Source organism: Amycolatopsis echigonensis (assembly GCF_014174495.1).
Classification (GTDB): Bacteria; Actinomycetota; Actinomycetes; order Mycobacteriales; family Pseudonocardiaceae; genus Amycolatopsis; species Amycolatopsis echigonensis.
The window spans coordinates 43,492-69,756 of record NZ_JACJHR010000019.1 but is presented as its reverse complement, the minus strand read 5'-3'; the positions used below and the strand labels follow the sequence as shown (position 1 = coordinate 69,756).

Here is a 26,265-nt window from a genome sequence, read left to right as displayed (position 1 = left end):
AGGCCCTCCTTCGCGCCATCACCGACTCGACGACCGCGCGCTGTCGGTGAGCAACGCACGGGCTGCGCGGAACGTATCCTCTCCGAAGCCCGACGGCTGGTCGAAGACGCGGACCTTGCCCACCCTCCGGGGCCAGCCCGGATCGCCTGTCGTGATCAGCTTGACCGCCGCCGCGTGTACCTCGTCGGCGAGGTCGCGGGGCGGGTGCGGACCGGCTATCGCGGCGACTCCTTCGGCGTCGAGGCAGTCGAAGTAGAACGGCACGTCCAGACAGTGCACTGCCTGGCCGAACACCGGTGACGGCCACGCGAAGCGGTACAGCCAGGTCGGAGCGTCGCCCCGGGCGTCGGCGATGTCGGCTACCGCCACGCCGAACAGCTGGTCGGTGACGTACCGGCCGAGCAGGTCCGCGGTGTCCAGCTCCGGATGAGCCGCAACGAACCCGGCCGCGTCCGGGACACCGGCGGCGGACAGCAGGTCTGTCGCCGGGACCGCCGCCAGCCGGTCGCGGGCGCGGGCGAACCCGAACGCGAACTCGTGGTCCGTCGCGCCGAGCACCAGCGGTTTGTCCGCGCCGCACCCGGCCCGCAGTGAGTCCACAGTGGACAATTTGATCAGGTCGCCGTCGATGACCGGGCCGAGGGTCAGGCCGCCCGCCAGGCCGGTGATCGCGGCTACCGGGTCGGCGGGCGGCTCGCCAACGGGGGCCAGCTCGCGTTGCACGGCAAGGATTCGCGACTCATCCACTGTGGACAGACCGGCGCGAGTGGGAGGTACGCCGAGCCGCTCGGCCATGGCCCGGCCGAACGTCTCCGCCTGCTCGGCGGTGATGTGCGCGATCGGCCCGGACAGGCAGTGCACGGCGGTGAACAGTCCCTGCGCCGCGGGAAGCCCGAGCAAAGTGAGCACCGCGGCGCCCCCGGCCGACTGGCCCGCGATGGCGACCCGGCCGGGATCGCCGCCGAATGCGGAGATGTTGTCGCGCACCCATTCCAGCGCGCACAGCCAGTCGAGAACGCCGCGATTGGCGGGCGCGCCGTCGATCCAGCCGAAGCCGTCGAAGCCCAGCCGGTAGGAGACGGTCACCGTGACCACGCCGTCGCGGTTGAACGCCGCCCCGTCGTACCACGGACTCGCGGGCGACCCGGCCACAAAGCCGCCGCCGTGGATCCAGACCAGCACCGGAAGCCCCTCCGCCTCGGGCGAAGGCGTGAACACGTTGACGTTGAGCGTGGACTCGCCGGGGACAGACGGTTCCGGGATCAGCGTCACCTCGGCCAGCTGACGGCGCTGCGGCGTCGCGCCGGGCCGGGTGGCGTCCCGGACACCGTCCCAGCCGCGGTGCGGCACCGGGGCGGCGAACCGCCGTTCGCCCACCGGCGGCTCCGCGAACGGCACGCCCAGGAACGCGCAGGACCCGCTGGAGCGACGCACGCCGCGCAAACGGCCTTGCGGGGTGACGATCTCGGTCATGACACTCCTCATCGGACGGTGCGGATCGGCGCGATGGCAAGACTCGCCAGCAGCACCGCCGCGGCGGCGAAGACGAACAGGGCGGGATACCCGCCCAGCGCGGTGATCAGCAGCCCGGCGACCGCGGGGCTCGCCGCCTGCGGGATGTTCGTGGCGATGTTCAGGATCCCGAGGTCCTTGCCCGCGGCGGCGCCCCCGCCCGGAAGGACCTCGGTCATCAAAGCGGTGTCGCAGGCCATGTACGCGCCGTATCCGAGGCCCTGGATCGCGCCGGACACCACCATCCCGGTCACCGTGGGCGCGACCAGCGGCACCAGCAGCCCGGCCGCGAGCGCCGCCGACGCCAGGTACACGAAGATCTTGCGCCGCCCCAGCCGGTCGGACAGCCAGCCGCTCAGCGGGATCGACACCAGCGTGGTCGCCAGGCTCGCGAGGCTGAGCAGCCCGATGGTCTTGTTCGCCGTCGCCAGCGGCAGGCGGATGTAGTCGGTCAGGATGTAGAGCTGGAAGCCGTAGACCACGAAGTAGCCGAGAATGAACAGGAACCGGCCGGCGAACGCCCACGCGAAGTCGGGGTACCGCCGGGGATTCACCCAGAAACCGGCGAGAAACTCCCGCCAGGAGAACGGTTCCCGGGCCGCTCCCCGCGTCGGGGCGTCCGGGTTGAGCAGGACGAAGGCTCCGGTGGCCACCAGCACCACCACCGCGAAGATCGCATAGCCGACACCCACGTGCCCGGCGACCTGCCCGGCCGTCAGCACGCCGCCGCTGACGCCGACCATGGTGCCGACGCCGACCATCGCGCTGGCCATGCCGCGCCGTTCGCGCGGGAACCGGTCGGCGACCACGGCCGACAGCGGGCCCTGCAGCACGTTCAGCGCCACCTGGATGATCACCCAGAAGACCGCGATCCAGAGCAGGCTGCGCATTCCGCCGAGGCCGAGCAGGAATCCCGCGCCGACGGCGGCGCCGCCGAGCATCCACGGCGCGCGGCGGCCGAGCCTGCTGCGGGTCCGGTCGCTCAGCGCACCGGCGATCGGCTGCGCGAAGAGGGTGAAAACGAACGAAACGGTGGTGACCAGGGATAGGTTCGCGACCTTGTGCGCCGGGTCCAGCGCGGCCACCTGGTTGGGCAGCAGCACCCCGATCAGCCCGGAGTAGGTGGCGAACAGGACCAGTGCGTTGACCGCGAGCGACGGCAGCAGCCGCAGCGTCGCGGTGCCGCGGGTGGAAAGGGCCGGGCCGGCGTGCGGCCCGGCCGTTCTGGCGGGGACAGGTGATTCGGGCATGGCTCTCCTCGCGTCCGGAGGCCGGGGTCGCTCGACATGAAAATCGAGTGACACTCGAAATTTGTGGTGAGTGCCAGTATGCGCGCGGACGCACCCGACGGCAAGCCCCTGGCGCGACAGGGTTTCCGGCACAAAGGGCGGGCCCGGCCGAAGCCGCGCCCGCCCTGGAGATCGACTGCTCAGCGCAGAGTCACGCGCTGCGACAGCGGAGTGTCGTCCACCGACGTTCCAATATGGACAGTGAAGGTCCCCGGCTCGGTCCGCCAGCCGCCGTCCCAGTGCTGGAACGCGCGCGGCGGAAGGGACACGATCGCATCCGCCGGTCCCGGCGGCGCGTCGACGAGCGCCCACCCCGCCAGCCACCGCACCGGACGTTCGACCGCGCTGTCCGGCCGGGACAAGTACACCTGGACCACTTGGCGGCCGGCGCGCGCACCGGTGTTGGCCAGCCTCACCTCGACCGGCACCGGCTCGTTCGCGGGGACCTCGGCGGGCATCCGTGCTTCGCGCAGTTCCCAGTCCGTGTAGCCGAGACCGTGCCCGAACGGATAAGCCGGCCGCTCGCGATTCCGCAGCCAGCCGCGGTGTCCGATGTGGACTCCTTCGGTGTAGGACAGGACGCCGTCCGAAGGAACGCCCGAGAGCACCGACTTCTCGCCGCCGGTCGCGGGCCACCCCGCCGGCAGCCGCCCGCCCGGTTCGCGGACGCCGAGCAGCACGTCGGCGACGGCCTCGCCGAACCGTTCGCCGCCGAACCAGCCGAGCAGGACCGCCGCCACCTCGTCTCGCCAGGGCAGCAGGACCGGCGCACCGGAGTTGACCAGCACGACCGTGCGCGGGTTGGCCGCCGCGACCGCGCGCACCAGGTCGTCCTGGCGACCGGGCAGAGCCAGCGAAGCACGGTCGAAACCCTCGCTCTCGATGGTCTCGCCGGTCCCGACGACCACCAGCGCGACGTCCGATTCGGCGGCCAGCGCCGCGGCGGCCGCTATTTCCGCGTCCGGGTCGGCCAGCACGGTCGCGACGCCCAGGGTCACCGCCCGCAGCGGCAGGTCGACGTCGCTGGTGTACCGCAGCACGATCTCGGAAGCGCCGCCGCCGAATTCGACCGCGGCGGTGACGGCGGGCGGGTCGAGGAACGCGCCGCCGAGCAGGCCGCCTTCGGCCTCGGTGACCGTGTCGAGCACCTCGGTGCCGTCCACCGTCAGCACGACCCTGCCGAGCGCGGCCGCGCCGACGTGGTGGGTGCCCGCCGGAGCGTTCCACGAGGTGAGCAGTTCGATCGTCGCCGTGCCGTCCGGAAGGTCGTCCAGCCACACCAGGGTCGCGGCCAGCCGGTCCTGAACCGCCACTTCGGTGCCGTCCGCCGCGAGGAAGCGCACCCGCACGCCGCGCTCGCCGGTCACCGGATTGGTCAGTTCCGCCGGGTCGAAAACGAGCACGCCGTCCGTCACGGTCGCCCCGACGCGATGGCGGACCACCTCCGCGCCGAGTGCCGAGCGCAGCGCGGCGAGCGGGGAAACCACCTCGCGCGGCCGCACGGTGGCGCTTCCGCCGCCCTGGATGCGGGCCCGCTGCGCGTTCTGCCCCAGCACCGCGACTGAGCCGAGCCCAGCTGGATCCCACGGCAACGCGTTCTCGTTGCGCACCAGCACCATTCCGGCGGCCGCCACCTCGCGGGCCAGCGCGACGCCGTCTTCGGCCGGCGGCGGCTCCGGGACCGCGGGCGGCAGCGTGTCCAGCGCGCCCACGCGGGCGGCCAGCCGCAGCAGCCGCCGCACCTTCTCGTCCACCGCCTCCTCCGGAACGTCGCCGGCACGCACCGCGTCGACCAGCCGCTGCCCCCACGGACCCTCCGGACCGGGCATCACCAGGTCCTGCGCAGCGTTCGCCGCGGCCGCGGTACTGCGCACGGCCGTCCAGTCGGACACCACCACGCCGTCGAATCCCCACTCCCGCGACAGCGGTTCGCGCAGCAGCGCATGCTCGGTCATCGTGGTGCCGTTGACGGAGTTGTAGGCCGACATCACCAGCCAGGCGCGAGCACGCACGACCGCCGCCTCGAACGCGGCGAGGTGCACCTCGCGCAGCGTGCGCTCGTCGATCCGGTTGTCGACGGTGAACCGGTCGGTCTCGGCGTCGTTGGCCACGAAGTGCTTGGGCGTCGCGGCGACGCCGGCCGCCTGCACGCCCTCGACGTACGCGGCGGCCAGCTCCGCGGTGAGCAGCGGATCCTCGGCGAACGCCTCGAAGTGCCGGCCGCCCAACGGAGTGCGCTGCAGGTTGATCGTCGGTCCGAGCACCACGTCCACGCCCTGGCGACGGGCCTCGGCACCGAGTGCCGCGCCGTAGCGGCGGGCGAGGCCGGGGTCCCAGGTGGCCCCCAGCGCGGTGCCCGACGGCAGCGAAAGCGACGGGTCGCGCTCGTCGAAACTGCGCCCGCGAACGCCCGCCGGGCCGTCGGACAGCACCATCGCGCGCAGCCCGATCGCGGGCTCGGCGCGCGTGCGCCAGAAGTCGGCCCCGGTGAGCAGCCGCGCCTTCTGGTTCAGGTCGAGTTTGCCCAGCAGGGCCTGGATGTCGCGCTCCACGGCGTCTCCCGATGTGTAGAAGGTCGGTCCACCGTACCTCAAAATCGAGTGGCGCTCGGTTTTAGCCGTGGAGTAGGGTCGCCCCATGGCCGCATCCGGTCCCCGAGGGCCCTACGCGAAGGGCACCGAACGTCGGGAGCAGATCCTCCGCATCGCCCTGGAAGTGTTCACCGAGGGCGGCTACCACGGTTCGTCGGTGAAGGAGATCGCGCGACGCGTCGGGGTCACCGAATCGACCTTGTTCCACTACTTCGGGTCGAAGCAGGCGATGCTCGCGGCGGTCCTCGCCGCCCGCGACGAACGCACCGCCGCCCTGCTGGGCGCCGACGACCCGCTGCCCGGGCTGCTGGAAGTGGCGCGCCGGAACGCGCGGACCCCGGACCTGGTCCGCCTGTACGCGACGACGGCCGCCGAGGCCACCGAGCCGGGCCACGCCGCGCACGAGTGGGTCCGCGACCGGTACGCCCAGGTCTGCGCGGACATCGCCGACCGGCTCGCGGACCGCCTCGGCCCGGACACCGACCCGGCCTGGGCGGCCCGCATCCTGGTCGCGGTCATGGACGGCCTGCAGATCCAATGGCTGCTCGACGACCGCGTCGACATGGCCGAGGACATCGAGCGGTTGGTGGCCCTGCTGGTCGCCGACAAGTGACCGCGTTGCCCGGGCAGCGCACGGCCTGGGCAGCGATTCCGAGGCCGGACAGGTCGCGCGGCCGACGCCTCGGCCGCGCGACCCGGGTGCGTCAGTGCGCGATCAGGAGTGACGGGACCGCCGTCACGACGGCGAGGGTCAAGCTCGCCGCACCCCACTTGACGCCGACGCGCTGCCACGGGCGGCCGGCGTCCAACGCGAACCGGCCGGGTCCGGAGAAGGCCAGGGCAGCCGCGATCATGAACAGGACGATCGCGAGCCCGGAGTTCTCCAAGGGTTTGCCGGCGACCGCCGCGAACGCGTTGATCATGACGCCCATGACCATCGCCGTGCCCAGCGGCATCAGCAGGCCGGACATCAGCAGGAGGCCGCCGACGAATTCGCAGGTGCCGCCCAGCAGCGCGAAGGGCAGCGCCGGGTGGTAGCCCATTTGCGCGAAGGACGCTTCGGTGGCGGCGAGCCCGCCGCCGCCGAAGGCGCCGAACAGCTTCTGTGCCCCGAAGACGGCCAGCACGCCGAACGGGACGATCCGGACCAGCAACAGGCCCACGTCGGTGTGCGACCACGTGGTGCGGGCGCTGCCGGCGGCGATGGTCGGTTCAGCCGAGACGGTCGACATCGTTCTCCTCTTTCTGTTGGCGGGATGTGCTGATCGAGGCGTGGACGAGAGCGCGCCACACGCCCGGGTCGTACTCGCGGATCACCGGGAATCCCTGTCCGTACGGGGCCGTCCAGGCGAAGCGGACGCCGGGGTTGTGCACCGAGCGGCCACCGGGCAGGAATACGTGCGGGCTGCCCTGCACAAGATCCGACGAGGAGATCTCGAAATCCTCGTGGACCGCTTCGCGATGATGCCCTCGGCGCAGTTCCCAGGCCAGCCGGGCGGCGTCGAGTTCGGAACATTCCTCGGCGACAGAGATGATCTCCGAGTACAACGATATGGTGCGACTGTCCACATAGAACGCTTTGCGGAGGGCCGCGTCGAGCTGGTCGGCTGCCCGCGCACCGCCGACCTCGGGCGAGCGTGCCGCGCGGACGGCTTCCAGCGCTGGAAGCATCGTGACGGGGTACTCGGATTCCGCGCGCTGCCAGGGACGCCAGCCGAGTTCCGGTTCCGTCGACGCGATGACCGCGATTTCCGCGTCCAGAATGGGTTTCGGGGTACCACGCCGGTTGAACAGTTCCAGAGGGAACGCGCGGTGCTCGATGACAAGCTCGCGGCTTGCGGATTCGCGACGCAGCCAGTGCAGCGCCAGGCTCGCCCAGGGACAGCCGATGTCGGAGAACACGACGATCGTGTTCGGAGGACACGAGATTCCGGCGGCCATCTCAGCGCCCGCCCGCCGGCTGTCCCGCACCCGCGATCGCGGCGGCCAGTTCCGCGACACCGGGATCTTTGAGCACCTCGTAGTGATCGCAGGCGAGGTCGACGATCGTCGGCGGCGCGGCCGAGTAGCCGGTGCGGCCTTCGATGAAGGAGTAGTCGTCGCCGGCCGCCTTGAAGATCGTGATGTGAGTGTCCAGACGGCGTTGCGCCAGCTCGTGGAAGCTGTACTCGAATTCGTAGGTCTGCGCCACGATCCGGGTGATCCGGCGGATCGTCGACGGGTCCAGCGCCGGGCGAAGCTCGTGCACGAAGGCGACGAAGCTGTCCTCGTCCCGGGCACGTTCGAGGCAGTGCCGGAGGTCCGGGCCCGCGATCTTGCCGGCGAACACCGAGAACAGGATCGTGACGTAGGCGGGGTTGGCGTAGGAGGGCTCCCGCCCGAAGCGCGCCGGGTCCGCACCGGGCACGGTCGGGTTGCCGGGACAGATCAGCAGCAGCTGTTCGACACGTTCGCCGAGTTGTTCCAGCTGCCAGGCGGCTTCGAACGCGACGCGCGCCCCGAAGGAGTAGCCCCACAGCAGGTACGGGCCTTCGGTCTGGATCCGGCGAAGCTCCGCGACATCGGCGGCGGCCATCTCCCGGATCGTGGCGTAGGGCTGTTCGCCCGGATTGATGCCGTGCGCCTGCACTCCGTAGAAGGGCCGTCCGCCGGCGGCTTCCCGTGCCAGCGCGCGGAGATTCATCGGGTACCCGCCCAGACCGGGCCAGCAGAACACCGGCCGTCCCGCCCCCGCGTCGCCGAGCCGGATCAGCCGGGACGACCGGTCCCCCGCTCCGCGCTCGATCCGTTCGGCCAGGCTCGCCGGAGTCGGGTGTTCGAAGATCGCCTGGAGCGGCAGCGAGGCGGCGAACTGCTTGTTGATCCGGTGGACGAGCGTGACCGCGGTCAGCGAGTTGCCGCCGGAAGCGAAGAATTCGTCCGCCATCGAGACTTCGTCGTACTTGAGCGTCTCGCCCCACAGCCGCGCGAGCACCCGCTGCGTCTCGGTGGCGGGAGCGACGTACGGGCTCGCGGTGCGCGCGGGCCGAACTTGGTCGGACGCGGCGAGAGCCGTGCGGTCCACCTTGCCGTTCGCGGTCAGCGGCAGCCGGTCGAGGACCAGCACGTGCTGCGGGATCATGTAGTCCGGCAGCAGCCGGGCCAGGTCGTCCTTGACGATCTCGGCGGGGCCTTTCATGTGGAGGACGTCTTCCGCCATGCCCTCGCTGCGGATCTGCTCGGCGCTGACCCGGCCGCCGACGAAGAAATACGACGGCCCGGAGACCTCGCCGGCGGCGGAGAGGATCTCGTCGACGCGGCGGGCCGCCGGAAGCGGATGGCCGGACTTGGAGCTGTAGCCCGACGACATGAGTCCGAGGCCGAGGCCGTTGCGCTGCAAGTGATGCAGCTTGGTGCCGAGCCGGAGGTACTGCAGCCACGGCTGCTCGGCGCGGCCGATCGCGGTAATGCCGAACGCCGCTTGGTCATACACCCGCTGGTTGATGGCGATGACGTGCCGGGCCTGCACGAGGTCCTCGGAGATCTTCGTGAATTCGCCGTCGGCGTAACGGTATTGCCCGGCCGGGAGATCGGTGACGCGGCCGGGATGGGCCTGGACGAACAGTTCCGCGTCGTCGGGCCGGGGGCTGCCGTCGTCCGGCCGGATCTCGAACGTGCCGAGGTACTGGTCGCCGGCCGCGCCGCCGAGACTGTCCGCGATGGACGGATCGTGGCCGAGCGGCCGGATGTCCAGGCCGTAGCCGGCCAGCGCTTCCTCGAACACGCCGAGCATGTGCCCTGCCTCGAATTCGAGGACTTCGCCGATGTTGTTGCGGTAGACCGGTTCGATGGCCTGCTTCCGGCCGACGAAGTGCACCGCTAGTCCGGCGCCCGGCCATCGCGGGGACGCGCCGATCCGGACCAGGGTGTGGTCCACCGGGTGGTAGTAGTGAATGCCGGGTTCGACGCCCGCGATCCCGGTGGTGTCCAGGAACAGCTGGGTCGCGTACAACGCGCCGGGCGAGGCGTAGGCGTACTTCGGCAGCAGCCGCTCGTCGCTGTGGAACTGGCCGAACCAGCGCAGCAGTTCGCCCAGCTGCGCGAACGTCAGTTCGTCGAGCCCTCGTGCCCGGCCTCGCGGCGGCCGGTGTTCGAGCAGGTCGCGCAGTTCGGCCCGCGTCACCGGTCCGCGGTCGTAGTTGCGGTAGGTCTTGCGGGCGAAAACGGTGCTGCGCTGATGTTCGGTCTCGGCCCGGCCCGGCAGCGGGACCACCGGCTTTCCCTCCAGCTCTGCCGGTTCCCGCACGCCTGCGCCGGCGAGCTGGGCCTTGACCTGCAGCCGGCTTGACTTGGTCTGGTGGTGCGCGCCGTGGTTGCCCTGATCCATCAGGGCCGCTTCCTTCGGGTTCAGCTCGATGCAGGCGACGAGCGTGTCGAAACCGGTCCGCTCGTCGTTGGTGACGACCACGGCGGCCCGGCGGACCCAGGCGTGCTCCTCGATCGCCAGGCCGATCTCGTCGAGTTCGACCCGGTAGCCGCGCAGCTTGACCTGGTTGTCGGTGCGCCCGGCGAACTGGATGCTCCCGTCCGGGTTCCAGAAGGCCAGGTCCCCGGTCCGGTACAGCCGTTCGGTCGGCACGAACGGCGACCGCACGAACCGTTCCGCCGTTGCCTCCGGGCGGTTCAGGTACCCGCGGGCCAGCTGCGCGCCGCCGACGTACAGCTCGCCGACCTCGCCGATGTCCGCGGGCGAGCGATTCTCGTCGAGGATGTAGCACTGCGTGTTGTCGACCGGAAACCCGATCGGGATCGAGCCGGGGCCGTCGCCGAGCGCGTCCGGGTCCACGAGGTAGGACGTCGCGTTGATGCTGCATTCGGTGGGGCCGTACAGGTTGATCAGCGACGCCGCGGGCAGTTCGCCGGTGAGCTGGCGGGCCAGCTGCCGCGACAGGGCTTCGCCGCCGGAGAACACCCGCCGCAAGGACGTGCACTGCCCGAGCTGCTCGGTGTCCGCCAGAGCCTGCAGGAGAGTCGGCACGCCCTGCAGGGTGTTGATCTGGTGGCGGCGAACGGTGTCGATGACGGCGTGCGGATCCCGGTGGATTCCCGGCTCCCCCATCACCACCTTGCCGCCGAACGCGGTCGCGAGGATTTCCCACTGTGCCGCGTCGAAGCTCATCGGCGTCTTCTGCAGCACGACGGTGTCGCGGTCCAGATAGCCGACCGTGTGCAGCCAGCGCAGCTGCGACACGATGCCGGAGTGCTCGATCTGCACGCCCTTCGGACGGCCCGTGCTGCCCGAGGTGTAGATGACGTAGGCGAGATCGTGCGGAGACGGGAGCGGAGCGGGTCCGGCGGCGCGGTCGCGGGCCGCCCGCGGAGTCAGGACCGTCGTGCCGGGCGGCGCGATGGCCGCGACCCGGTCGGCGAGATGCTCCTGGGCGAGGACTGTCTTCGTGCCGCTGTCGGACAGCATGTAGCGCAGCCGCTCTTCGGGATAGTCCGGAGACAGCGGCAGATACGCGGCTCCGGCGCCGAGAATGCCCCACACGCCGGAGACCAGATCCGCCGACGGCTCCGCGAAAAGCCCCACGCGGTCGTCCGGCCCGGCGCCGGCCTGGCGCAGACCGGCGGCGAGGCTCGCGGCCTCGCGGTGCAATTCGAGGCGGGTCAACGACCGTTCGGCCGAGACGACCGCGATCGCGTCCGGCTGTTCCGCGACCTGCCGTCGCAGCAGGCTGATCAGGTCGGCGCCGAGACGGGTGACGGGTTTGCGGGTGCTGAGCTGGGTGGTTTCCACTGTCTTCCTCGCAGGCGAGCGTCCGGTCAGGACGACGGGGTGGGCAGGGACGGGGAGGAGGCCGGCCGGCTTTCGGCGGGCGGAAGCCGCGGGGAACGGGGCTGGGCGAGCGCGACGGCGACGACGATCACCACGGCGCCGGCGGCCTGGAGCACGGAAAACCCTTGCCCCAGAACGACATAGCCGAGCACCGCCGCGGCCAGGGGGCTCGCGAACCCGAGAAACGACACGGCGAGAGCGGGAAGCCGTTCGATGCCGCGGAACCAGATCAGGTAAGCCAGCAAGGCGCCGACGAGGCTGAGATAGGCGAACCCGGCCAGGTTGGTGCCGGAGACGTGCCCGGGCACTCCCTCGACCAGCAAGGCGAGCGGCAGCACGGCGAGCCCGCCGACGGTCAGCTGCCATCCGGTGAACGCGAGCAGGCTCGCGCCTTCCGGACGCCCCCATCGCTTCGTCAGCACCACGCCCGCTGCCATGCACGCGGCGCCGCCGAGACCGCTCAGCACGCCGATCGCGTCCACGCCGGCGTCGGGACGCAACACCAGCATCGCGACGCCGGCCGCGCCCAGCGCGCAGGACACGAGGTGCCGGCCGGAAATCCTGGTGCGCAACAGCATCGCCGACAGCACGAGCACCAGCATCGGCTGTGCCGACACCATCAGCGCCGCCACACCGCCCGGCAAATGGTAGGCCGCGACGAACAACAGACAGAAGAACGCGCCGATGTTGAGCAGGCCCAGCACGACCGCGCGCCACCACCAGATCCCTTGGGGCAGCGCCCGGGTCGCCGCCAGCAGCACGAGCCCGGCCGGCAAGGCCCGGACCGCCGCGGCCAGCAACGGCCGGTCCGCCGGCAGCAATTCCGTGGTCACCAGATAGGTGCTGCCCCAGATCGCCGGCGCCACCGCGGTCAGGGCAGCGTCCAGCACCGAGTTAGCCGATTTCATCCGGAATCATTCCCCGCAAAAGGTCGGGTGCCGGCGGGCCGAACTGGCGAAAACCGCTTTCGCGTTCTCCGCGAAACCCGCCGGAAAGGTGAGCCCATCCTCAGTCGCGGACCGGCGGCGGACAAGCAACGCGCGGTTAATCACCGGGCAACGAGACATGGCCGAGCCCCCGCCCGGCCGTCAGTCGCGAGCCTCGCAGGCTATTGCCGAGGCCGTCGCCGGCGAAACCAATTCCAGGTGAACCGTGCGGTATTGCGCCTAACGGTCCAGCGAGAATTCCGCCAAGAACGGCACAACACCCAAAATCGGGGCCGAAAGCCGACCGCGATCCGGTGATCGTCATCGCCGCGGCACCCCGCTGTGACAACCACCACCGAGCTGCACCGGTTACCGTCCTCGGAAGGACGCGTTCACCGGCAGTACCGCTGGCGGTTTCCTTCCCGTGTTTGCATCCCCGCCATGACTACGCGACCGCGACCCGAGCGCACGCTCAGCCCCATGACCGCCGTGGCCGGCCGGCTGCCGGTCAACCAGCGCGGCTGGGCGTGGGAACTGAAGCAGGCGGGAGTCCGGGCGCTGGCCGTTCTCGACGAACACGGACTGCGCTGGCAAGGCCGCGACAGTGCTCCGGCGCCGGGCAGCCATCCCGCGCTGGCCCGGATGGCCGACGACCTCGGCGGCCGCAAGCTGGTCCTCGACGGCGTCATCTCGCCACCCCGCGACAAGCCGTCCTACCGTGCCTTCGACGTGCTTCGCATCGACGGCCACGACCTCACCGCGGAGCCCTACGCCGTGCGTCGCAAACTTCTCCGCAGCCTCGGCCTCAGCCGCTCGCCGGTGATCGAAATACTCCCGAGCCACCGCGGCCTCGGCCCGGCTCAGCTCGCTCAGCTGGCGCGGCAGCACGACGCCGCCGGGATCGTCGGCAAACACCTGGCCTCGCCTTACCGGCCAGGACAAGCGTCGCAGGACTGGATCGAACTCGATCTGCTGCGCGGCTGCGAAGCGGTCATCGGAGGCTGGCAGCCGAGCCAGGACCACGAACCCGATCACGTCGGCGCCGTCCTCCTCGGCGTCTACACCCAGGCCCGGCAGCTCGTCTACATCGGCCGGGTCCACTCGGGATTCACCGACGCGTCCCGGCGGGCGCTCGCGTCCGTCCTGGAGGAACTCGCCACCGACAGCTGTCCCTTCACCGGCCGCGGCCCGACCGGCCGCGACCGGAACGCCCGCTGGGTCCGGCCCACGCTGATCGCCGACGTGAACTACCGCGCCATCACCGCGGACGGCCGCCTCCGGCAACCGACCTGGCGCGGCCTGCGCACCGACATCGACCCCCGCGACCAAGCCTGGAGCGGATCACTGCGGCTGCGGCTCACCCATCTCGCCGATTAGCTCGTCTCGTCTTCGCGGCCTCCGGGGCCCCGAACCACATCCCTTGCGGGGGCGGTGGTTCTGGTCCGCGTCACCGAACTCCGGGCGGCTGCGGAGTCCCCGCTCTGCGCCTTGCCCGCGACGGAACTGGGACGAAGACGTTGAGACAGAAGGGATAACCCTGCCCTCCCCTGACGAGGCCGCCCAGACGCGAATCATTGTCGCGTCCGTTTCCCGGTTGCAACGAGTGCCCACCGCCCCAGTACGCGCAAGCCATTCGGTCGAGCAAGGCGTGCCGGTCGGCGGCCCCGCATTCGTCTGCGACAAGGACGGAGGCCCTTCCCTCGCGATTCCCTCCGACGACCGGAGTGCGCGCCCCTAACGGAGCGGTGCTCCGATCGCCGGTGAATCGCCGCCATGCGCCGGGACCCCGGCGGCGGTCGGCACGGAGAGGCGGCGGTGGAGATCCAGAACAGCCTTGGCCCTGGCGAACTCGCCCGGCGTGAACGGCAGCGACCGGGTGACCGTCACCGTGCCACCTTCGGCCTCGATCAGCCGCATCACCGTTCCGTCGATGCCCTCGCCGCGCACCGTCCCGCGCCGCCCGGGCGGTTTTCGTTCGATGCCGCAGTCGCCCATGACCGCCCTGAGGAGCTGATCCAGGTCCGGCTCGCGCGCGGCCGCGATCCTCAGCACGCGAGTCGGCAGGTCCACGAACTCGTGCGCGTCCGCTGGCACGACCCGCACCTCCCGGCCGCCGCCCCGTTCGACGACCGTCGCGATATCCGCCGCGGTCGCCCCGCCCGGCGCGCGGACAAGGAACTCGTCCACCACCCCGTCCGGCACCGCGAGCACCTGCAACGAGACGATGTCGCACCCGTGCGCCGCCAACACGGTCGTCACTCCAGCCAGGCTCCCCGGCACATCCCGCACAGTGGCGCGGACCCGCCACGCCACCCCGGTTCGCGGCGGGCAATCCTTCGCGGTGCGGCGCGCGGAGTTGGACAGCGGACGGTGTGTCCACCACCGTCGCCACGCGACAGTGGCGATCAAAAGCCCGCCCAAGGTGAACAGCACGACCGGCCCGACCCGGTTTTGCGACAACGTGCTGACGAACAAATCGGCGACACCCGTGGCGATGAACAACGCCGCCAGCTCGATCAGCTCGCGGCTCATCGAGATCCTCGCTCGTTTGACGGCCTTCGGCCGTGCCTCGGCTTCGCTCATACGCCCAGCATCCGCGCCCGCGTTACCCCGCTCTCACCGACCTGTCACGATTCAGTTAACCGGACGGGGTCCTCTCGCCCTGCCAAGGTCGGCCCGTGGAAGGTGTCGACGACGCGGTCCCGAGTTTGCTGCCGCGCAACGCTGTTCTCCGCCGACCTCAGGCGTCGCCCATACCGAAGTCTGCGCAAGGATCCGTGCCTGCCGAGCGCACAGAATCCACTATGGGGGGCGGAGAGCGCAGCAGCCGCGGCGATGTTCGGGATGGGCCGTCGCATGGAACCGGAACAACACGTCCGCCCGAACGCAGCCCAGGGCAGGACGAGACGGGCGCAGTTCGCGCCGGCTGTGTGCGCCGTCGACTTCTCGGTCGTTTCCGTCACGCGGTCGTCAGCACGCCGCGGACCACCGCCGCGATGCCGCCGGCCAGCGCGACGACGATGATCAGCCGACGCCCGGTCGCCGCGTCGATGCGGCGGTCCAGCCATTCGCCGGCGAGCGCACCGACGACGAGTCCGCCGAGGCCGCAGGCCCAGCCGAACCACGAGATCGGCGGAACGCCTTTGGATACCAGCGAAACAGCGTTCACCAGCAGCAGATACGCCTGCGCGGTCGGGATCAGCACCCGGCGGCTCCACTGCTCCGAGAGCGCGTACGCCGAGACCATCGGGCCGCCGACGCCGGCGGTCACGTTCATGAACCCGGACAGCGCGCCGGCGACGATCGCGCCGGGTGTGCCCCGCAGCAGGCGCCGCTGCCGGGTCAGCACGACCACGCCGACCGCGAGGATCGCCATGGATCCGACCACGATCAGCAGCGGGCCTTCCGGCGTGGACCGCACCACGAGAGCGCCGAGCGGGACGCCCGCGAGCGCGGGAACGGCCAGCGTCAGCACCGCGCGCCAGTCGGTGTCGCGCCAGGTGCGGGCCAGCACCACCGAGCACAGCACCATCGACAGCGCGTTGGCCATGCTCACGCCGACGACCGGGCCGGCCGCGGCGACCAGCAGCGGGCCGCCGACCAGGCCGAACCCCAATCCGGTCGCCCGCTGGGTCAACGCCCCGACCAGCACCGGTACGGCCAGCAGGACCGCCGTCGCGGCGCTCACAGGGTCAGCGCTGCGTACTGGACGTCGGTGAACTCCTCGAGTCCGAGGTCCGCGCCCTCCCGGCCGAGACCGGACTGCTTGGTCCCGCCCATCGGCGCGAACGCCACGCTCGGCAGGGCCTCGTTCACCCCGAGGATGCCGACGTCGAGCCGCTCGCCGATGCGCCAGGCCCGGCCGAGGTCGCCCGACCACACGTATCCGGCCAGCCCCATTTCCGTGTCGTTGGCCAGCTCGACGGCCTCGTCGGTCGTGGCGAAGGAGAACACTCCCGCGGCGGGCCCGAAGATCTCTTCGGTCGCCAGACCGCAGTCGCGCGGCACGTCGGTGAGGACGCACGGCGCGACGTAGCTGCCCGTGTCGGGCAGCCGGTGCGCGCCCGCGTGCATGCGCGCACCCGCCGCGACGGCTTCGTCGACCAGACCGCGCACTGCCTTCACCCGCTGGTCGTCGATCACCGGGCCGAGGTCCGGGCACGGGTCCGCGAGCCCGTCGCCCACGGTCATCGCGGCGATCTTCGCGCTGAGTTTGGCGACGAACTCGTCGTGGACCCGTTCCTGCACCAGGAACCGGTTCGCCGCGATGCAGGACTGACCGGTGTTGCGGAAGCGCGCGAGCATCGCCCCGTCCACGGCGGCGTCCAGGTCGGCGTCCTCGAGGACCAGAAACGGCGCGTTGCCGCCGAGTTCGAGCAGCGGGCGCACGATCCGGCGCGAGGCCAGTCCCATGATCGCGCGCCCCACCTCGGTCGAACCGGTGAAGGACACGACCCGCACCGCGGGATGCGCCAGGATCGCGTCCGTCGTCTCGACCGCCGGGCCGTGCACCAGGTTGACGACGCCGGCCGGCAGCCCGGCGTCGGTGAGACACCGGATCATCTCGGTCACCGCGAGCGGCGCCTTTTCCGATACCCGGGCCACCACCGTGCAGCCCGCGGCCAGCGCGGGCGCCAGCTTCCGGGCCTGGATCGAGCACGGGAAGTTCCACGGGGTCAGGCTGGCGACCACCCCGGCCGGTTTGCGCCGGACCAGATGGCGCCGCAGCGCGGTCTCCTCCTGCAGCACCGGTCCTTGCGGCCGCCGCGCCTGCTCGGCGAACCACCGGAAGTACTCGACGGAGAACCCGATTTCCCCGCGTGCCTCCGGCAGCCGCTTGCCCGCTTCCTTCGCCAGCAGCACCGCGAGCGATTCGGCGCGTGTTTCCATCAGGTCGGCCGCGGCGGCCAGCACGCGCGCCCGTTGCCGGACGCCGGCTCCCGACCACGCGGGGAACGCGGCGGCCGCGGCGTCTGCCGCGCGGACGCCGTCGGCCGCCGCCTCCGCCGGGCTCGTCCAGTCCACGCGGCCGACGAGGGTGCCGTCGGCCGGATTGCGGACGTCGAGGCCGCGGTCGCGGTTTTCCCATCGGCCGTCGATCAGGACTGTCGGCTGAGCCGTCATCGGGTCTTCTCCTGGTTGTCGGGAATTTTTCGAGTCACACTTTGTCCAAATGGGACGCTGCGGAACGGGCCGTGGAACCGGCGTCGCCGTACTCCTCCACGTCCTTGCCGATCGGATCCCAGCGGATGGCCAGCAGGGCCGCGATCGCGACCAGCGGAGCCAGCACGATCGCACCGATCGTGAACCGCATGCCTTGCGCGGCAAGCAGAACCGGGAAAGCGAACGCGCCGATGATGCCGCCGACCCGGGTGATCGCCTGCGTGTAGCCGCCGCCGATGCCGCGGATTTCGGTCGGATACGACAGCGTGCCCATCGCCGTTCCGCAGTAGCCGGCGCCGAAATTGTGCGCGGCGGCGAAGGTCGCGATGAGGATCGCCGAAATCGGGGCGGCGAGCAGGGTGAAAGCCCCGCTGATGATCATCAGGCAGGCCGCGGTGATCGAGAAGCCGATCAGGCCGAGGCAGCGCAGGCCGAGCCGCTGGGTGCCGGCCACGCACCCGAGCGCTCCGATCGCGCCCACCACATTGACCAACCCGGACAACACAAGTACCAGCACGATCTTGCCAGGGAACAGAGCATTGAGGATTTTCGGCGTGTACAACGAGATCGCGTAGTACTGCGCGGCCTGGCAGACGACAAGAATGCTCACCAGAACGGTCCGCGCGGTGTAAGGCTTGCGGAACAGCGCGAGCAGGCTGCCCGCCTTGAACTTCGGCACGGCCTGGCTCTGCTGCGCGGTTTGCTCCACGACGACATCGAGGCCGTAGCTCTTGCGCAGGATTTTCGCCGCGGAATCGAGTCCCTCGTACTTCGCCGCCCACATCGGGCTCTCGCCGCTGTAGATGAACCGAAGGACCAGCACAATCAGCGCGGGCACGGCGCCGAGCCCGATCGCCCACCGCCACAAGTGATCGCCGATCCCCATGTAGTGGAAGGGAATGATCACGAAGAACGCCACAGCCGTGGCACTGGTGGACATCACCTGGGCCATCGTGACGTTGCGCCCCTTGGCGGAGATCGCGCTGTATTCCGCGACGAACGCCAGTGCGACCGGCACGTCGAGACCGACGCCCACCCCCATCAGGAACCGCCACAGCGTGAACAGTTCCGGGTTCGGCGCGGTCGCCGCGAGCACCGTGGCGCCCACGAGCAGGAACAGCGTGAGCAGCAGCATCTTCGTGCGGCCGATGCGGTCGGTGAGGTACCCGCCCAGCAATCCGCCGATCATCGCGCCGATCAGCACCGCGGTGGAGATGAACGGCAGCGAATGGAGGCTCACCCCCGAATTGGACAGCTTGAACTCCGATGTCATCTGCACCGTGCCCAGGCCGAAACTGCTCAGGTCCCAGCCGTCGACGAAAATGCTGCCCAGGGCGACGATCTTGACGAGGGCGGGATGCCGGGGCCGGACCTGGCCCGAGTCGATCAAGCGCAGGACGTCGTCCGGTTTCCGGAGCACGACGGCGGCGTTGCCGGTCATGGCGAAACTTCCTTCGGCTAGTGGTAAGACCTCTTTCCACACGGTAAGGTGACGCCGGACATCGAGTCAAGGTCCGGCGCGGGAGGATGAGCAAGGTGCCAGAGGTGGCGGAGCGGTACATGTTGCGCGAGGTCGAGGAGGTGACGGCCCGCCCGGCGGCCGGGGGCGGAGGCGTCACCGCGCGGGTCCGGGCCGTGCTGTGCTGGCTCGCCGACGACGGATTCGGTTACCTCACCGGGGAAACTCCGCGGGAGCAGGGCATCGAGACGACCATGCCGAACCTGCCGGACCTGGCGACGCCGCCGTTGCGCACCGTCCAGGTCGAGGTCGGCGTCCGCTGGGCCGGACCGGACGCCGTGCGGGTCACGGTCGTCCCTGCCGACGTGTCGCCGGCGGCGCCCGAGGGCACCGAGCACGGCATCGTCGTGGCACCGCATTACGCCGAGGTCGGAACGACCGTCGATCAGGACGAGCAGCGAATCGTCGTGACCGGCGGGCGACTGCGCGTCATTCTCGAGAAGCGGCCGTTTTCGCTGACCGTCGAGGACGCCGACTCCGGCGCCACCCTCCTGACGACCGCGGGGCGGCTGCGCCAAGTGGCCGGATTGCCCATCTCCCCGGCGCTGACCGTCGGGCCCGCGACCGCGCTCAACCTGGAACTCGGCCCGGACGAAGACATCCTCGGGTTCGGCGAGCAGTTCGGGCGGCTGGTCAAAAACGGGCAGCGGCTGCGGTTGCGCGTCGAGGACGCGCTCGGCACCGCCACCGGGCTCGCCTACAAGCCCGCGCCGGTCTGGTACTCCACGGCCGGATACCTCGCGTTGGTCAACACCGGCGCGACCGTCACCGCGGACGTGGGCCACTCCCGCAACGGCGTGCTCGGCATCGAATCCGGCTGCGGGGAACTCGACCTCTACCTCGTCGCCGGCCCGGACCCGAAAACGGCCCTGTCCGCCTACACCCGGCTCACCGGCCGCGGATCCGTCCCGCCGCCGTGGGCGTTCGGCTACTGGCTCGGCCGCTGCCGCTACCACTCCGCGGGCGAGATGGAGCAAGTCGCCCGGACACTGCGCGAACACGACGTGCCGTGCGACATCCTGCACCTCGATCCCGACTGGCTGGTCGTCGACCGGCTCAACTGCGACTTCATCTGGAACACCGACCGTTTCGGCGACCGCGCGGAATTCGTCGCGACGCTGGAAAAGCTGGGCATCCGGCTGTCGGTGTGGGAGCTGCCCTATCTCGATCCGGCCTCGCCGCGCTATGCCGAGGCGGCCGACCGCGGATACCTGGTCACCTCACCGGACGGCGAGGTCGCGACGATCGCGGGCACCCCGGTCCCCGACGGGCGGCCGCGGGCGCTCGTCGACTTCACCTCCGCGGACGCGCGGAAGTGGTGGCAGGACTTGCACGGCCCGTTCCTCGACGACGGCGTCGCGGTGTTCAAGACCGACTTCGGCGAAGGCCTTCCCGACGACGTGCGGCTCGCCGACGGCACCCCGCCCGAGCACGCCCACAACCTGTATCCCTTGCGCTACAACGGCACGGTGAGCGACGCGATCGCCGAGCGGACCGGCCGGGCGCCGCTGGTGTGGGGCCGCTCGGGCTGGGCGGGCTCGCACCGCTACCCCGCTCAATGGGGCGGCGACGCCGAGTCCACCGTGTCCGGCATGCGAGCCACCCTGCGCGGCGGGCTCTCGCACGCGATGAGCATGCCGGGCTTGTGGGGACACGACATCGGCGGTTTCTTCGGTCCGGAACTGACGCCTGAGCTCTACGTCCGCTGGACCCAGTTCGGCGCGCTGTCGCCGTTGATGCGCGCGCACGGGCTGCGGCCCCGCGAACCGTGGGCCTTCGGCGACCGAGCTCTCGAGATCGCACGGGACTGGATCCGGTTGCGCTACTCGCTGCTGCCCTATCTGTGGCAGACCGCCCACGAGTCCGCGCGGCACGGGTGGCCGGTGCTGCGCCCGCTCGCGCTCGAATTCCCGGACGACCCGCTGGCCACCGCCCGCGACGACGCGTTCCTGCTCGGCTCCGACCTGCTGGTCGTCCCGGTGTTCGACGACGGCCCCGCGCCGGTGCGCCGGCGGTTCTACGTCCCGGAAGGAACCTGGACCGACCTGCTGACCGGCACCCGCTACGACGGACCGGGCATGCACGAGGAAACCGTGCCGCTGGACCGCATTCCCGTGCTGGCGCGGTCCGGCGCCCTGCTCCCCCGGCTGAACCTCGGCGAGCGGGTGCGCAACGCCGACGAGCTCCTGGACCGCCCGTGGGAGCTGCACGCGTTCGGCCAGCCGCCCGCCACCGCCGAATTCACCGATTTCCGCTCGCGCCCGTTCACCGTCACCGTGGACGGCGAGTCCGCGAGCGCGACCGGCCCGGCGCCGGTCACGCTCGTCCGGCACGACCACGAGGAGACCCGTTCATGACGTCCGATCCCACCGCGATCCCGCCCGGCGCGCGGCGCAGCACCTCCTGGTTCGGCGCCGACGGCAAGATGGGCTTCGTCCACCGTTCGAAGCTCTACAACTCCGGCCGCTCGCCCGCGATGTTCGACGGCCGGCCGGTGATCGGCATCTGCAACAGCTGGTCCGAACTGACTCCCTGCAACGGGCATCTGCGCAGCCTCGCCGAGGCGGTGAAACGCGGGGTGCTCCTGGCCGGCGGCTTCCCGCTCGAGTTCCCCACCATGTCGCTGGGCGAGACGCTGATGCGCCCGTCGGCGATGCTCTACCGCAACCTGATGGCGTTGGAAGTCGAAGAGAACCTGCGGGCCTACCCGCTCGACGGCGTGGTGCTGCTCGCCGGCTGCGACAAGACCGTGCCCGCCCAGCTGATGGGCGCGCTCAGCGTCGACCTGCCCGCGATCATGCTCACCGGCGGCCCGATGCTCAACGGCAAATTCCGGGGCTGCGACGCCGGTTCCGGAACGCACGTGTGGCAGTTCAGCGAGGAGGTGCGGGCCGGGCGGATGAGCAAAGAGGAGTTCGGCCGTGCCGAAGCCTGCCTCTCGCGCAGCGCCGGGCACTGCACCACGATGGGCACCGCGTCGACCATGGCCTGCCTCGTCGAGACCATGGGCCTGTCGCTGCCCGGCAGCGCCGCCGTGCCCGCCGTGGACGCCGAGCGGTCCGCGCTCGCCGAGCAGAGCGGGCAACGGATCGTAACGATGGTCGAAGAAGACCTGCGCCCGTCTCGGGTGCTCGACCGCCGGTCGTTCGAGAACGCGGCCCGGGTGAACGCCGCGATCGGCGGGTCGACCAACGCGATCGTGCACCTGTCCGCGCTGGCCGGGCGCGCCGAGGTCGACTTCCCGCTCGAGGAATTCGACCGCCAGGCGCGCGACATCCCGTTGCTGGTCAACCTCCTGCCCTCGGGCCAGTTCCTGATGGAGGAGTTCAGCTACGCGGGCGGCGTTCCGGCAGTGGTCACCGAACTCGGAGACCTGCTGCACGGCGACGCCGCGACCGTCACCGGCCGCACGCTGGCCGAAAACTGCCTAGGCGCCCCGAACTGGAACCGGGACGTCATCGCCTCCCGTACGGAGCCGATCCAGCCGGCCGGCCGCGCCACCGCCGTGCTGCGCGGGAACCTCGCACCCGACGGCGCGGTCATCAAGCTGTCAGCGGCCTCGCCCGAACTGACCGACCACACTGGCCCCGCGCTGGTTTTCGACACCGTCGAGGAGTACTACGCGGTCTGCGACGACCCCGACCTTCCGGTCGAGGCCGACACCGTGCTCGTCGTCCGCGGCGCCGGCCCGCGCGGCTACCCCGGCATGCCCGAGATCGGCAACCTGTCGATCCCCAAGAAGCTCCTCGACGCCGGCGTGCGCGACATGGTCCGGATCACCGACGGCCGGATGAGCGGCACGTCCTACGGCACCATCGTGCTGCACGTCGCCCCCGAATCCGCCGCCGGCGGTCCGCTCGCCTTGCTGCGCACCGGCGACCGTGTCCGCCTCGACGTGGCCAATCGCCGCCTCGACATGCTCGTCGAGGACGCCGAACTGGCCAGGCGCGCTGCCGAACTGGCCGAGTCCGCGGCCGCCGAGCCGCCGAAGCCCGGCCGCGGTCCCGGATGGACCTGGCTTTACCGCCAGCACGTCGGGCAGGCCGACACCGGCGCGGACTTCGACTTCCTCCTCGGCCGACGCGGGCACGCCATCCCCCGACGCCACCTGTGATCGCCGACGCCAGCAGAAAGGACAGCATGGACGAGTTCACCGGACGCCGGATCCTCGTGACCGGCGCAGGAACCGGCATCGGCCGGGTCGTGGCCCACGATTTGGCCCGCCGCGGCGCGACCGTTCTCGGCGTCGACCGCGACGCCGCCGTGGAGAACCTCGCGGACGGATGCGAGGACGCCCTAGCAGCGCGTTTGGAAGGAGCGGTCGTCGACCTGTCCGACGACGCACAACTCGAAGGGCTCGCCGCCCGCGCGCGCACGGCGCCGGGATTCGACGTACTCGTCAACTGCGCGGCTGCCTACCCTCCGAAAGGCGGCTTCCTCGACGCCTCGCTGACCGACTGGACCCGAGTGCTCAAGGTCAACGTCGTCGCGCTCGCCGTGCTCAGCACCGCCATGGCGCGCGGTGTGCACGCCGCGGGCCGCGAGGGCGGGGCGATCGTGAATTTCGGCAGCCTGCAAGAAGATCTGCCGGTTCCCGGGTACGGACCGTACGTGGTTACCAAAGGCGCAGTGCGGGCCGCGACCCGCGCGCTCGCCGTCGAGCTGGCACCGTGGGGCATTCGCGTCAACGCGGTGGCGCCCGGTGTGATCAACACACCGTCCACTCTGGACACTCTGGACGGCCGCAGCTGGGGCGAGGACGGTGCGCCTCCCACGCTGCTCGGCCGCGCCGGCACCCCGGACGAGGTCGCCGACGTCGTAGCGTTCCTCGCCTCGGACGCCGCGTCGTTCGTCACCGGCACCGTCGTTCCCGTCGAGGGCGGCCGCCGCCTGAGCCGTCGCCCCGACCCGCTCGGCGACCGTGACGTCACTGCCGAGAGGCAATCATGAACCCCGTCCTGAGTCCGCTCACGGTGGTCTACCGCGGTCTCACCCCCGAACAGACCTGCACGCTCAGCTCGGCCTTGTATGCCGCCGGGGTGCGCTCCTTCGAAGTCACCATGACCGGGCCCCAGCCGATGGAGACCATTTCGCTGCTGTGCCGCGAACTCGGCGACGACGCCATCGTCGGCGCCGGCACGGTTAGCACCACCGACGAGGTCGCCGCGGCAGCGGCCGCCGGGGCTCGCTTCGTCGTGTCGCCGCATTTCGACGCCGACGTCGTCACCCGCACCCGCGCGGAAGGACTGCTGTCGGTGCCCGGGGCGCTGACCCCGACCGAGGTCATGGCCGCGCGCCGGGCCGGCGCGGACATGGTGAAGATCTTCCCGGTCAACGCCGTGGGCGCGGACTACATCCGCCAGCTGCGCGGCCCGATGCCGGATCTGACGGTCATGGCGAGCGGCGGGGTGACGCCGTCGCTGGCGGCCGAGGTCGTCTCGGCAGGCGCCGCCTGCGTCGCGGTCGGCTCCCACCTGCTCGGAGCGGCCGCCGACGGCAGCCACGACCCCGGCGAACTGCGCGACCGGACCGCGGAGTTCCTGCAGGCGGCAGGAGCCCCCGCGTGACCCGGACTGCGGCCGACCCGGTCGGCACGGCACGGGCCGCGTTCGGCGAAGGCCCGGTCTGGGACGCCGCCACCGGCTCGCTGCTGTGGGTGGACATCACCGGCGGCGCGGTCCTGCGCACCACACCCGGCGACGGCACCACGCACCGGATTCCGCTCGGCGGCGAAGTGCCCGCGGTATTCCCGACCACGGCCGGAACCCTGCTCGCGGCCCGCGACAACACATTGCTCGAAATCGCCGGAACCGCGACACCGCGGGAAATCGCCGGGGTGCCGGCCCGGCCTCGGATGCGGTTCAACGACGGCGCCGTCGATCCGCGCGGCCGCCTGCTGATCGGGACTATGCACGCCGACAAGGCTCCCGGCACCGCGGCCCTGTACCGGCTCGGGACAGATCACGTCCTCAAGGAGGTGATCCCCGGAGCCACGGTGTCCAACGGCATCGGCTGGAGTCCCGACGGCCGGATGCTCTACTACGTCGACAGCCCGACACTGCGCATCGACTGCTTCGCCTACGACCCCGACGACGGCGTGCTGTCCGACCGCAGCGTTCTGGCCGACGTCTCGGACTCCGCCGGGCGCCCCGACGGGCTGACCACCGATGCCGAGGGAGGCGTCTGGGTCGCGATGATCGGCGGCGGCGAACTCCGCCGATACCGGCCCGACGGTCGGCTCGACCGCGTCGTGCCGCTGCCAGTCACCCATCCGACCAGCCTCGCGTTCGGCGGCACGGCGCTCGACGAACTCTTCGTCACGAGCGCCCTCGACCCGGTGCCGATGCCCGAACGACGCGACCAGCCGCTGGCCGGACGGCTGCTCCGGCTGGAGCCAGGCGTGCCGGGACTCCCGGCGTCAGCCGTTCGGCTTCGCTGAATCTCACCGGTCGCCCGCGGGCAATCCGTCGTGCAGATGCAGGAGAGCGGCCCGGCGCGCGCCGTCGATGTGCGCCTTGGCCGCTCGCCTCGCCGCGACGGGATCCGCACCGAGCACGGCCTCGTGGATCCGCTCGTGGTCCCGCCGCGAACGCTCGAGCCGGCCGGGCAGATGGAGCGTGGTCTGCATGCCGCGGCCCAGGATGTCCTGCAGCACCGTCTGGGTCCGGGTCAGGAACCGATTGCCCGCCGCCTCGACGATCCGGAGATGAAACGCCGAATCCAACGCGCGCAGCTCGTCCCAGTCGACCTTCTCCGCGCGGGAACAGCGATCCAGGGCCCGAAACGCCTCGGTGACCTTCTCCAGCAGCGCGACGTCCTGGTTGCGCGCGGCCCACCCGGTGGCCGGGACCTCCAGTACCTCGCGCATGTCGAACAACTCCGTCAGGGTCAACTCCTCCGACGCCACCGCGTCGCGCAGCGCCCGGGTGTCGTGCGGTTCCGCGACGAACACCCCGCTCCCGTGCCGGATGTCGACCAGGCCACGCTCCCGCAGCGACCGCAACGCCTCCCGCAGCGAAGGACGGCTCGTCCCCAGCCGCGCCGCCAGATCGCGCTCCGCGGGCAACCGGTCCCCCGGCTTGAGCTGCTCCGAGGTGATCGCGTCCAGGATCCGCTCCGCGATCAGATCCGAAACCGTGCCCTGCTGCAACGGCGTCCAAGGATCACCGGTCACGCTCATCGGCCGCTCCGCAATCGTGTCAACTTCCTCAGTGGTATTACCACTTTACCACCTGCCGGTCCTGCGGGCGATGAGCTGACCGACACCGACGGTCAGTGCTTCGACGACCTCCGGCAGGGATTCGGCGGCTTGACAGATTTCGGCGCTGCCGGGCGCACTCCGTTTCGATCGAGAATGGCGTCGGAGCGGGTGGTGATCCTGTCGCGGGGCGCCGGACGAGGCACAACTTCCGAGAACGCCTGGCCGGTTCCATGGCGCGAACGCGGA

General features: G+C 71.1%; 19 protein-coding genes. 7 read left to right on the top strand and 12 right to left on the bottom strand.

Features of this window, described 5'->3' with window-relative positions:
* Nucleotides 1-18: 18 nt before the first annotated feature.
* The 3 genes from H5411_RS15675 to H5411_RS15665 form a co-directional block, all read right to left on the bottom strand.
* Nucleotides 19-1,473 (bottom strand): carboxylesterase/lipase family protein, encoded by a 1,455-nt coding sequence (locus H5411_RS15675; RefSeq protein WP_220816985.1) that lies wholly within the window; start codon nt 1,471-1,473, stop codon nt 19-21.
* A gap of 8 nt (nt 1,474-1,481) precedes the next feature.
* On the bottom strand, nt 1,482-2,762 hold the full coding sequence (locus H5411_RS15670) for an MFS transporter (RefSeq protein WP_183124233.1): 1,281 nt from the start codon (nt 2,760-2,762) through the stop codon (nt 1,482-1,484).
* Nucleotides 2,763-2,941: 179 nt separating this feature from the next.
* A complete protein-coding gene (locus tag H5411_RS15665) occupies nt 2,942-5,353 on the bottom strand; it encodes a beta-glucosidase family protein (RefSeq protein WP_312878305.1) in 2,412 nt (803 codons plus the stop codon).
* A gap of 85 nt (nt 5,354-5,438) precedes the next feature.
* Here H5411_RS15665 and H5411_RS15660 point away from each other — a divergent pair, with 85 nt between their 5' ends.
* Nucleotides 5,439-6,005, top strand: a complete 567-nt coding sequence (locus H5411_RS15660) for a TetR/AcrR family transcriptional regulator (RefSeq protein ID WP_183124231.1) — start codon at nt 5,439-5,441, stop codon at nt 6,003-6,005.
* A gap of 91 nt (nt 6,006-6,096) precedes the next feature.
* Here the strand turns inward: H5411_RS15660 and H5411_RS15655 are convergent, their stop codons facing one another.
* Genes H5411_RS15655 through H5411_RS15640 form a run of 4 tightly spaced genes read right to left on the bottom strand, consistent with a single transcriptional unit; the run spans nt 6,097 to nt 12,118 of the window.
* Nucleotides 6,097-6,624 carry a DoxX family membrane protein gene (locus H5411_RS15655; protein WP_183124230.1) on the bottom strand — a complete coding sequence of 176 codons (528 nt, stop codon included), beginning with the start codon at nt 6,622-6,624 and terminating at the stop codon, nt 6,097-6,099.
* Nucleotides 6,605-7,333, bottom strand: a complete 729-nt coding sequence (locus H5411_RS15650) for a DsbA family oxidoreductase (RefSeq protein WP_183124229.1) — start codon at nt 7,331-7,333, stop codon at nt 6,605-6,607. The genes H5411_RS15655 and H5411_RS15650 overlap by 20 nt, the downstream gene beginning before the upstream one ends.
* Before the next feature lies 1 nt (nt 7,334).
* Nucleotides 7,335-11,171: an amino acid adenylation domain-containing protein gene (locus H5411_RS15645; RefSeq protein ID WP_183124228.1), complete on the bottom strand. Its 3,837-nt coding sequence runs from the start codon at nt 11,169-11,171 to the stop codon at nt 7,335-7,337.
* Nucleotides 11,172-11,197: 26 nt separating this feature from the next.
* Nucleotides 11,198-12,118, bottom strand: coding sequence for an EamA family transporter (locus H5411_RS15640; protein WP_183124227.1), 921 nt, complete (start codon nt 12,116-12,118; stop codon nt 11,198-11,200).
* A gap of 498 nt (nt 12,119-12,616) precedes the next feature.
* Here H5411_RS15640 and H5411_RS15635 point away from each other — a divergent pair, with 498 nt between their 5' ends.
* A complete protein-coding gene (locus tag H5411_RS15635) occupies nt 12,617-13,513 on the top strand; it encodes an ATP dependent DNA ligase (RefSeq protein ID WP_158242412.1) in 897 nt (298 codons plus the stop codon).
* Nucleotides 13,514-13,870: 357 nt separating this feature from the next.
* Here H5411_RS15635 and H5411_RS15630 read toward each other — a convergent pair whose 3' ends face one another.
* The 4 genes from H5411_RS15630 to H5411_RS15615 form a co-directional block, all read right to left on the bottom strand.
* Nucleotides 13,871-14,719, bottom strand: a complete 849-nt coding sequence (locus H5411_RS15630; RefSeq protein WP_183124226.1) for an ACT domain-containing protein — start codon at nt 14,717-14,719, stop codon at nt 13,871-13,873.
* 376 nt (nt 14,720-15,095) lie between these two features.
* On the bottom strand, nt 15,096-15,824 hold the full coding sequence (locus H5411_RS15625) for a sulfite exporter TauE/SafE family protein (RefSeq protein WP_183124225.1): 729 nt from the start codon (nt 15,822-15,824) through the stop codon (nt 15,096-15,098).
* Entirely contained in the window at nt 15,821-17,260 is a 1,440-nt protein-coding gene (locus H5411_RS15620; protein ID WP_183124224.1) for an NAD-dependent succinate-semialdehyde dehydrogenase, read from the bottom strand. Before H5411_RS15620 ends, H5411_RS15625 begins: the two co-directional genes overlap by 4 nt.
* A 34-nt stretch (nt 17,261-17,294) precedes the next feature.
* A complete protein-coding gene (locus H5411_RS15615) occupies nt 17,295-18,740 on the bottom strand; it encodes an MFS transporter (RefSeq protein ID WP_183124223.1) in 1,446 nt (481 codons plus the stop codon).
* Nucleotides 18,741-18,826: 86 nt separating this feature from the next.
* Between H5411_RS15615 and H5411_RS15610 the strand changes: the two genes are divergently transcribed.
* The 5 genes from H5411_RS15610 to H5411_RS15590 are packed head-to-tail and all read left to right on the top strand — an operon-like array spanning nt 18,827 to nt 25,257.
* Entirely contained in the window at nt 18,827-21,175 is a 2,349-nt protein-coding gene (locus H5411_RS15610) for a glycoside hydrolase family 31 protein (RefSeq protein WP_183124222.1), read from the top strand.
* The gene (locus H5411_RS15605; protein WP_183124221.1) at nt 21,172-22,932 is read left to right on the top strand and encodes an IlvD/Edd family dehydratase; all 1,761 of its coding nucleotides are present in this window, start codon (nt 21,172-21,174) and stop codon (nt 22,930-22,932) included. The genes H5411_RS15610 and H5411_RS15605 overlap by 4 nt, the downstream gene beginning before the upstream one ends.
* A gap of 26 nt (nt 22,933-22,958) precedes the next feature.
* Entirely contained in the window at nt 22,959-23,768 is an 810-nt protein-coding gene (locus H5411_RS15600; protein ID WP_183124220.1) for an SDR family NAD(P)-dependent oxidoreductase, read from the top strand.
* The gene (locus H5411_RS15595; protein ID WP_183124219.1) at nt 23,765-24,385 is read left to right on the top strand and encodes a bifunctional 4-hydroxy-2-oxoglutarate aldolase/2-dehydro-3-deoxy-phosphogluconate aldolase; all 621 of its coding nucleotides are present in this window, start codon (nt 23,765-23,767) and stop codon (nt 24,383-24,385) included. Before H5411_RS15600 ends, H5411_RS15595 begins: the two co-directional genes overlap by 4 nt.
* Nucleotides 24,382-25,257 (top strand): SMP-30/gluconolactonase/LRE family protein, encoded by an 876-nt coding sequence (locus H5411_RS15590; protein ID WP_183124218.1) that lies wholly within the window; start codon nt 24,382-24,384, stop codon nt 25,255-25,257. The genes H5411_RS15595 and H5411_RS15590 overlap by 4 nt, the downstream gene beginning before the upstream one ends.
* A gap of 3 nt (nt 25,258-25,260) precedes the next feature.
* On the opposite strand, the gene H5411_RS15585 is transcribed toward H5411_RS15590, so the two are convergent.
* Nucleotides 25,261-25,998, bottom strand: a complete 738-nt coding sequence (locus tag H5411_RS15585; RefSeq protein ID WP_183124217.1) for a FadR/GntR family transcriptional regulator — start codon at nt 25,996-25,998, stop codon at nt 25,261-25,263.
* Between the last annotated feature and the right edge of the window lie 267 nt (nt 25,999-26,265).

Coding starts and splice junctions, on each gene's coding strand:
- H5411_RS15675 (WP_220816985.1), bottom strand. CDS start 1,473: ATGACCGAGATCGTCACCCCGCAAGGCCGTTTGCGCGGCGTGCGTCGC.
- H5411_RS15670 (WP_183124233.1), bottom strand. CDS start 2,762: ATGCCCGAATCACCTGTCCCCGCCAGAACGGCCGGGCCGCACGCCGGC.
- H5411_RS15660 (WP_183124231.1), top strand. CDS start 5,439: ATGGCCGCATCCGGTCCCCGAGGGCCCTACGCGAAGGGCACCGAACGT.
- H5411_RS15655 (WP_183124230.1), bottom strand. CDS start 6,624: ATGTCGACCGTCTCGGCTGAACCGACCATCGCCGCCGGCAGCGCCCGC.
- H5411_RS15650 (WP_183124229.1), bottom strand. CDS start 7,333: ATGGCCGCCGGAATCTCGTGTCCTCCGAACACGATCGTCGTGTTCTCC.
- H5411_RS15640 (WP_183124227.1), bottom strand. CDS start 12,118: ATGAAATCGGCTAACTCGGTGCTGGACGCTGCCCTGACCGCGGTGGCG.
- H5411_RS15635 (WP_158242412.1), top strand. CDS start 12,617: ATGACCGCCGTGGCCGGCCGGCTGCCGGTCAACCAGCGCGGCTGGGCG.
- H5411_RS15630 (WP_183124226.1), bottom strand. CDS start 14,719: ATGAGCGAAGCCGAGGCACGGCCGAAGGCCGTCAAACGAGCGAGGATC.
- H5411_RS15620 (WP_183124224.1), bottom strand. CDS start 17,260: ATGACGGCTCAGCCGACAGTCCTGATCGACGGCCGATGGGAAAACCGC.
- H5411_RS15615 (WP_183124223.1), bottom strand. CDS start 18,740: ATGACCGGCAACGCCGCCGTCGTGCTCCGGAAACCGGACGACGTCCTG.
- H5411_RS15610 (WP_183124222.1), top strand. CDS start 18,827: ATGAGCAAGGTGCCAGAGGTGGCGGAGCGGTACATGTTGCGCGAGGTC.
- H5411_RS15605 (WP_183124221.1), top strand. CDS start 21,172: ATGACGTCCGATCCCACCGCGATCCCGCCCGGCGCGCGGCGCAGCACC.
- H5411_RS15600 (WP_183124220.1), top strand. CDS start 22,959: ATGGACGAGTTCACCGGACGCCGGATCCTCGTGACCGGCGCAGGAACC.
- H5411_RS15595 (WP_183124219.1), top strand. CDS start 23,765: ATGAACCCCGTCCTGAGTCCGCTCACGGTGGTCTACCGCGGTCTCACC.
- H5411_RS15585 (WP_183124217.1), bottom strand. CDS start 25,998: ATGAGCGTGACCGGTGATCCTTGGACGCCGTTGCAGCAGGGCACGGTT.